Below are 7,575 nucleotides of genomic sequence, written 5' to 3'. Positions count from 1 at the left end.
GAGGACATGTGGGTTCGCATAAGGATTTCCCATAGTGACATTGAGCAGTGAAACGCCCTCTTCCGTGAGCCAGCGTGCCACCTGCAGGGGCTCATCCGGTTTCCAGCGGGTGTGATCGTTAGGATCAACGCCGAAACTCGTCAGCAGGAGCCCGGTATGAGGGACAGGGATGCCTACGCCTTCAGCATCCTTGCGATAGGGGATCCCATCGTAGACACCGATGCGTGACCCGATTTCGATGGAAGGAACATCATCCCGGCAACGTCGGATGATGTTCCGTACCAGGCGCGTTCGATTCTCGAGGCGACCGCCGTATTCGCCTGGCCGGTTGGTCGAGGCGAGCAATTCCGACAGCAGGTATCGATGGCATTGTTTGATATCGATGAAGTCACAGCCGATTCGGGCAGCCAGTTTCGCCGCAACGAGGTACTGGTCTTCGATTCGCTTCAGATCATCATCACTGAGCAGCGGGAACGAGGCGTCAATCGTTTTGCCGGTCGATTTGTCCAGGGTGAACGGATCGAGCAACGGATCGTGCATGGCGATCTGTGGACGACGAAAGCAGTATCGTCCTGAATGCGTCAGTTGGAGTCCGATCACCAGGCCGCCGTCGGAACCATAGACGTCACGGTGAGCAGCGCGACAACCAGCCAGCATCTGCTCAATCGCACTGGCGCTCCCTTCATGCAGCCAGAGCTGGCGGGGATTCATTCGGGCATCTTCTGCGATGGCTGTCGCCTCACCCCAGATCAGCTTCGCTCCTCCACCGCCGAACCGGCGATAGCGACGGTAGGTCAGTTCGTCAGGGGCTCCGTCGAGTGTCCCGTCGCACCCTTCCATCGGCTGGATGCAGAACCGGTTCCCGACATGCAGTCGGCCGACCGTCGCCGGTTGGAAGAGAGGTGAGAAGTTCGCGGACGAGGGCAAATCGCTCCCCAGTTCCTTCGCCTTCTGAACCAGTTCGTCAGCGGTTTTGAATTGAAAGTAGCGTGCCATCGAAATTTGCTCTTGGGAGATGAGCCCGACCGACATCCGGGATGCGCACTCGTGCGGTGAGCGCGGCAAGGCGCAACGCGAGGTCCGGTCCGACGGGGCAACAAAGCGACGTCGGGATCATACCGGACTGGCGGTCAGAAATCGCACGCAGCAAGTTCACGTCAGGGGTGTGTCAGGATTCAGGCTGAGAAGCCGACCAGAGATCCTTCAGGAACTTCTGGAATGGTTTCGAATTCACGTGTTCGCGCCGGGTAAACCGCAATTTGACTGCGTCGAGGCCCGCTTTGTCGCGTGCTGCGACTTCCGGATCAATGCCGAATCCCGTGATCTGCCCTAACTGAACCGAGCCCGCTGGAACGTAGATCATGCATTCCAGAGCGGCGGGCCGCTTGGTCACCAGGCTGACGACCGGGGTCTTGCCGCGGGTGTAGTGCACGACGACCTTGTTCGTCCAATCGACTTCGACAGACGGCAGAAGTTTCTCGAGAAGCGCCGCCATGTCTTCCAGTACGGCCGGTTCCCATTCGATGGTTCCCTGCAGGAAGCCCTTGCGCATCAGGTGCCACTTTCGGCCCAGTTTTTTCCAGGGGGTCAGGTCTTCGAGATTCAGCGCTTCGGGGCGCGCACGGCTGACGAAGGCCTCGATGGCTTTCGTCAGGAATCGTTGGAACGCGGGGCTTTGTGTGTCTTCCGGAGCAACAATCGAGATCGTGATGTCTTCGAATGGACCGTTGGTCGAAGGCCTGATCCGCACTCGTGGCTGACGGTTATAGACCGGAATGTCGTCCAGATCATTGACATCTTTCAGGGCCAGTTCTGCAGCGAGCGTTTCCTGGACGAAGGTTCGCTTCGGCAACCGGAACTTTAGCGTCAGCAGCCATTCATCACCGGTATAGGCATGCAGGAACCAGCCGAAGCTACGCGTTTTGGCAGCGATCTCAACGGTGCTTCGTTCATTCCAGTCAGGCGGACTGAACTCGTCTGTTGCCTCGATCGTCTCGATCAGGCTGGCGAGGATGCTTCCTTTCCAGCGACGTGGTCGTCCATTATTGGCCAGGCCATCCACGGTATGCCACTTGAGGCCGTCGACCTCCCAGGGCATCCTGGCATCGGCACCAATCTTGGATGGGTCGAGATCGCCCGACTGTTTCTTCCGAGCGGCTTCCGCGTCGAACGTCTCTCGGTGGCCTCGTCCCCCTTCTGCCAGCACGCTGGCCAGAACCTCGCCCGTAAAGCTGCGATGTGCGGTCCGGGTCAATGAACCGTTGGTGGTAGCGGACGCCGCCGCATGGGCGTATTCGCCTGCCCGCTGGACGACGTCTTCGGGAGTCCCTTCCGCGACGATCCAGCCCCCTTCGGCTCCGGCTTGCGGTCCGATATCGACGATCCAGTCGACGGTTTTAATGACGTCAAGATTATGCTCAATGACAACGACCGTATTTCCAGCGTCGACGAGACTGTTGAGAATCTTGAGCAGTTTACGGATGTCGTCGAAGTGCAGACCCGTGGTCGGTTCATCAAGTAAATACAGGGTCTTGCCCGATTGGGGTCGAGACAGTTCTGCCGCCAGTTTCACGCGCTGCGCTTCGCCGCCGGACAAGGTCGGGGCGGGCTGTCCCAGCGTGAGATAGTCGAGTCCGATCGCGGCCAGGACGGATAGCGGGCCGCGAATTTTGGGAATGTTGCTGAACAGTTCCAATGCCTGTCCGATCGACATTTCCAGCACGTCGGCGATGCTTTTGCCGCGATAGGTCACCGCGAGCGTTTCGGCGTTGTAGCGTTTGCCCCGGCAGGTATCACACTCCACCCAGACATCGGGAAGGAAGTGCATTTCGATCAGTTTCTGACCATTCCCCTCGCAGGTCTCGCAGCGGCCACCCGTTCTGTTGAAGCTGAAGCGGGTCGCGCTGTAGCCACGGACCTTGGCTTCGGGCAGTCGCGAGAAGAGTTCACGAATGTGTTCGAAGACACCTGTGTAAGTCGCGGGGTTGGATGCGGGGGTCGTTCCGAGCGGTTGCTGGTCGACCACGATGATCTTGCTGAGAAACTCAAGTCCGTTCAGTTCGTCATAGGGACCCGCCTGTGCCGTGGCTCGATTGAGTTTTCGTGAGATGGCGCGGGCGAGCGTATCATCGATCAGGGAACTCTTGCCACTGCCGCTCACCCCGGTCACTGCGGTCAGGGTTCCCAAGGGGATCCGCAAATCGACGTTGCGGAGATTGTGCTGACGAGCACCCAGCAGTTCCAGCCAGCCCCCACCGGGTGGGACCTGATAGGTGTCGTGAATGCTGCCGGGGCGTCCCCTTTGGGTCGAAGCGACGGCGGACAGCGTTTCCGCAGGGGGGGCGGCCGCGCTTTTCGACGATTTTTTCCGGGTCTTCTTCGGAGCGGGACCTGTTTGAGGTGCCTCAGTGGAGGTCGCCCCAATTCGCTGCATGCGGCGTTCGAGCGGAATTTTGATCTCTTCGCGACCCGAAAGGAATTTGCCGGTCAACGAGAGTTCGCTCTGATTGATTTCCGCCGGAGACCCCTGGGCGGTGACCGTACCTCCAAAGCGTCCGGCACCCGGGCCGAAGTCGTAAAGGCGGTCCGCAGCTTGGATCACTTCGCGATCATGCTCGACCATCACCACGGTATTGCCGAGATCTCGCAGCTTGATGAGTGCCGAGAGCAGGCGCCCGTTGTCGCTGGGGTGCAGCCCAATGGTGGGTTCGTCGAGGACGTACAGGACGCCGGTCAGGGCGCGACCAATCTGACCCGCCAGGCGAATCCGCTGGGTTTCTCCCCCGGAGAGTGTGGGGAGAGTTCTTCCCAGAGTGAGGTAGTGAAGCCCGACATCCACGAGAAACTTCAGCCGGGACGTGGCTTCGTCCAGCAGGTCACCCGCGATTCTCTTCTGCGAAGGAGTCAGGTTGAGATTGTTCAGATACTCGAGTGTCTCGCGCAGAGGGAGATCGCATAGCTGTTTCAGCGTCTTGCCCACGTTTCCGTCAAGATGCGAATGGCTCGTCCGGGAATCGGCGGGGGGTACATCTGCGGCGATCCCCTTGCGCGGGGTCATCAGCTTCACCGCGCATGCGTCATCACGCAGGCGACTTCCCTGGCAGGCGGCACAGGGGACTTCTCCGACGAGTTCGAAGAATTTCATACGGTATTCGTATGACAAGCTCGCCGCCTGCTCGATCGCGGGATAAAGCCCCTTGTATTGAAAACGGAGCGTCCCACGGGGCGACTTGTCCCTGGCACCTTTCTTTGCGGTCGAGGCCTGATCGGGCGAACCGAGTGACAGTGGAATCCAGGTGTCGCCGGTACCGAACAGAACGGCTCGCTGCTGGGCCGCATCGAGTTGCGAGAAGGGGACATCCAGCGGGATATCGCATTCTTTTGCCATCGCGGCCAGCATCTGCCGGAAGAGGGGAGATTTCGCGGGATCGGGCCACGCACTGACCGATCCTTGTGCCAGGGACCGTGTCTGGTCCGAAATGAGTGCTCCCAGATTCGTCCCTTGCTGAACGCCGATCCCTTCGCAGGAATGGCACCAGCCGAGGGGGCTATTAAACGAAAAGTTGTGAGGAGCCAGTTCCTCGAATCCCCGCCCGCAGGATTCACAGGCGCGGAAGAGGCTGAATGGCTGCACCTTCCACTTTTTCTCATCGCGGTCTTCATCGACGAACGCGACGCGGATCAGGCCCTTACCGACGTCGAACGCCAGTTCGACCGATTCCGCCAGACGGGACCGGCCCGCGCGTGAAAGCGTAATGCGATCGACCACGATTTCGACGTTGTGCTTCCGTTTGCGGTCAATTTCGGGGACCGAATCGAGTGCATGCGTGACGCCGTCGATGCGAACGCGACGATAACCTTGTTCGGCAAGACGTTCCCACAGCTTGGAGTACTGCTGGCCGACGGTGACTTCCTGTGGAGCAAGAATCAGAACTCGTGTTCCCTTACTGGCAGAGGGCGCGGTCTGCCCGTCTGTTGAAGAAGCGTCATCGGCGGGGACGGTCTCAAGCAGTCGTTCGATGACATCATCGACGGTTTGCGACTTCACAGCGATGCCGCAGTCCGGGCAGAACTGCGTTCCGAGACGCGCGTACAGAATACGGAGATAGTCGTAGATCTCGGTGACAGTCCCGACAGTCGAGCGAGGTGTATTGCCAACCGTTTTCTGTTCGATGGCAATCGAGGGTTGCAGTCCGTGAATGTGTTCGACGCGCGGCTTGGGCATCTGACCCAGGAACTGGCGCGCGTAAGAGGACAGAGATTCGACGTACCGGCGTTGTCCCTCGGCGTAGAGGGTGTCCATGGCCAGAGAACTTTTTCCCGATCCACTCGGACCGCAGAAAACACTCATCTGGTCTCGCGGAATCTTCAGGTCAAGGTGTTGAAGGTTGTGCTGCGCAGCACCACGAACGACGATCGACGTGTCTGCACCATCGGGTGCCTCGCTGAGCGCAACCGACGTCTGCCACCGGGGTGCACCGGCGGCCAGTGCTGAGTAAGGGGCGAGGGCAGTCACTTCCTCCTTGTTTGCGTTGACCTTTGAAACCTTCTTCTTACCGCGGGGCGTCGAAGCAGGAACCATGCCCGGCACTGTTTTCAGTGCTCGTCCTGTGTGAGATTCCTCGCAGTTCATTACCTCTTCAGGCGTTCCTTCGGCCAGAATTCGTCCACCACCGGAACCCCCTTCGGGGCCAAGGTCAATGACCCAGTCGGCCGTTTTGATCACGTCGAGATTGTGTTCGACGACGATGACGGTATTCCCCGCCTCGACGAAGCCGTGAAGCACGCGCAGCAGGTGTTCAATGTCGACGAAGTGCAGTCCGGTCGTCGGTTCATCCAGAATGTAGACCGTCTTGCCTGTCGAGCGTTTACTCAGCTCTTTCGCCAGTTTGACTCGCTGTGCTTCGCCACCGGACAGTGTTGGCGACGGCTGACCGAGCTTCATGTAGTCCATCCCAACATCGTGAAGCGTCTGGAGCGACTTCACGAGTTTGGGATGGTTTTCGAAATGCTCAAGGCCCTGCTGAATGTCCATTTCGAGGACATCATTGACGCTCTTTCCCTTGAAGCGAACCTCCAGGGTCTCTTTGTTGAACCGTTTCCCCTGGCAGACGGGGCACGTCACCCAGATATCCGCGAGGAAATCCATTTCCAGTTTATTGGCGCCATTCCCTTCACACGCCTCGCAGCGTCCACCCGGGACGTTGAAAGAGAACCGTCCGGGCTTGAAACCGCGAACTTTCGATTCGGGCAACTGCGTGTAGAGGTCTCGGATCAGATCAAACAGTTTGACGTACGTCGCGGGATTCGACCGGGGGGTTCGTCCGATCGGACTCTGGTCGATGTCGATCGCCTTATCGATCTGTTCAAGACCCGTCACTTGGGTGTAGGACCCCGGGTTGCCGGTTCCCTTATTAATATCGCGGTTGAGGACTTCCCACAGGATGTCATTGACCAGAGAGCTCTTTCCGGAACCGCTGACCCCGGTCACGCAGATGAACTTCCCCAAGGGAAATTTCACCGAGACATTCCGGAGGTTGTGGTGGGTCGCTCCGTGAATCTCGATCGCATGGCCGTTGCCCGGTCGGCGGACCTTGGGAATCTCGATCGAACGACGACCGCTCAGGAAGGCACCGGTCGCACTTCGCTCTGAATTTCGAATGTCTTCGACAGTACCCTGGGCAACAATTTCACCCCCACGAACGCCGGGGCCCGGTCCGAAATCGACGATGTAGTCAGCCGCCTTCATGGTTTCGTCATCGTGTTCGACGACGATCACCGTATTCCCCTGATCACGCAGATCCTTCAGGCTGTCCAGCAGCATCACGTTGTCACGAGGATGCAGGCCGATTGACGGTTCATCGAGGATGTAGACGACCCCCACCAAACCGCAACCGATCTGCCCGGCCAGCCGGATTCGCTGGGTTTCCCCACCAGACAAGGTCGGGGCGGTCCGGTCGAGCGTGAGATAGTCGAGTCCGCATCGCAGCAGGAAGCTGAGCCGGCCGCGAATCTCCTTGAGGGCCTCCTCAGCAATAAACTGACCCGTTTCCGACAGTTCCAGATCGCCGAAAAATTCCCACGCGGCGAGTGTGCTGAGTGAGCAGACTTCGGGTAGCGACAAGCTTTCCACGGCAGTCGCTACCGTCAGTTCACTTTCTCGCGCAGGCTTTTTCCGTTTGGACGTTGAAGGTGGTGTTGCCTGTGCAGCCGACGGGGACGCGAACTGCTTCTCACGCAGCGTCTGAAGTTCGGTTCGCGCGAGGGACGCACTTCGTGACGTCAGGCGATAGCTGCTGGCCTCGGGATTCAGTCGTCGTCCCTGGCAACTATTACAGCCTGTTTCATGCATGTACTTTTCAAGTTGCACGCGCCGCATCGGATTGCGCGTCTTGCGGTATTCGTCCAGAAGTTCCGGGATGAAACCCGCGTACGTTCCGCCCCGTTTCCAGGTGTTACCGCCCGACTTATAGGTGAAGGTGATATTTCGATTGCCGGTTCCGAACAGGAACAATCGCTTTGCCGCTTCGGGCAGATCACGCCATTTGGATTTGAAGAAGCTGTCTTCGGCCAGGC

The 7,575-nt window shown here is 58.9% G+C and carries 2 protein-coding genes; both read right to left on the bottom strand.

Annotated elements, in window-relative coordinates; genetic code table 11:
* On the bottom strand, positions 1-996 hold a 996-nt coding region (locus VGE80_RS19940; RefSeq protein WP_440593874.1), incomplete at its 3' end, for an oxidoreductase.
* 172 nt (positions 997-1,168) lie between these two features.
* On the bottom strand, positions 1,169-7,575 hold a 6,407-nt coding region (gene uvrA, locus VGE80_RS19935), incomplete at its 5' end, for an excinuclease ABC subunit UvrA (RefSeq protein ID WP_440593873.1).

Origin of the sequence: Schlesneria sp. (genome assembly GCF_036405755.1) — a bacterium.
Taxonomy (GTDB): domain Bacteria; phylum Planctomycetota; class Planctomycetia; order Planctomycetales; family Planctomycetaceae; genus Schlesneria; species Schlesneria sphaerica.
This window is presented reverse-complemented; position numbering and strand designations above follow the sequence as displayed.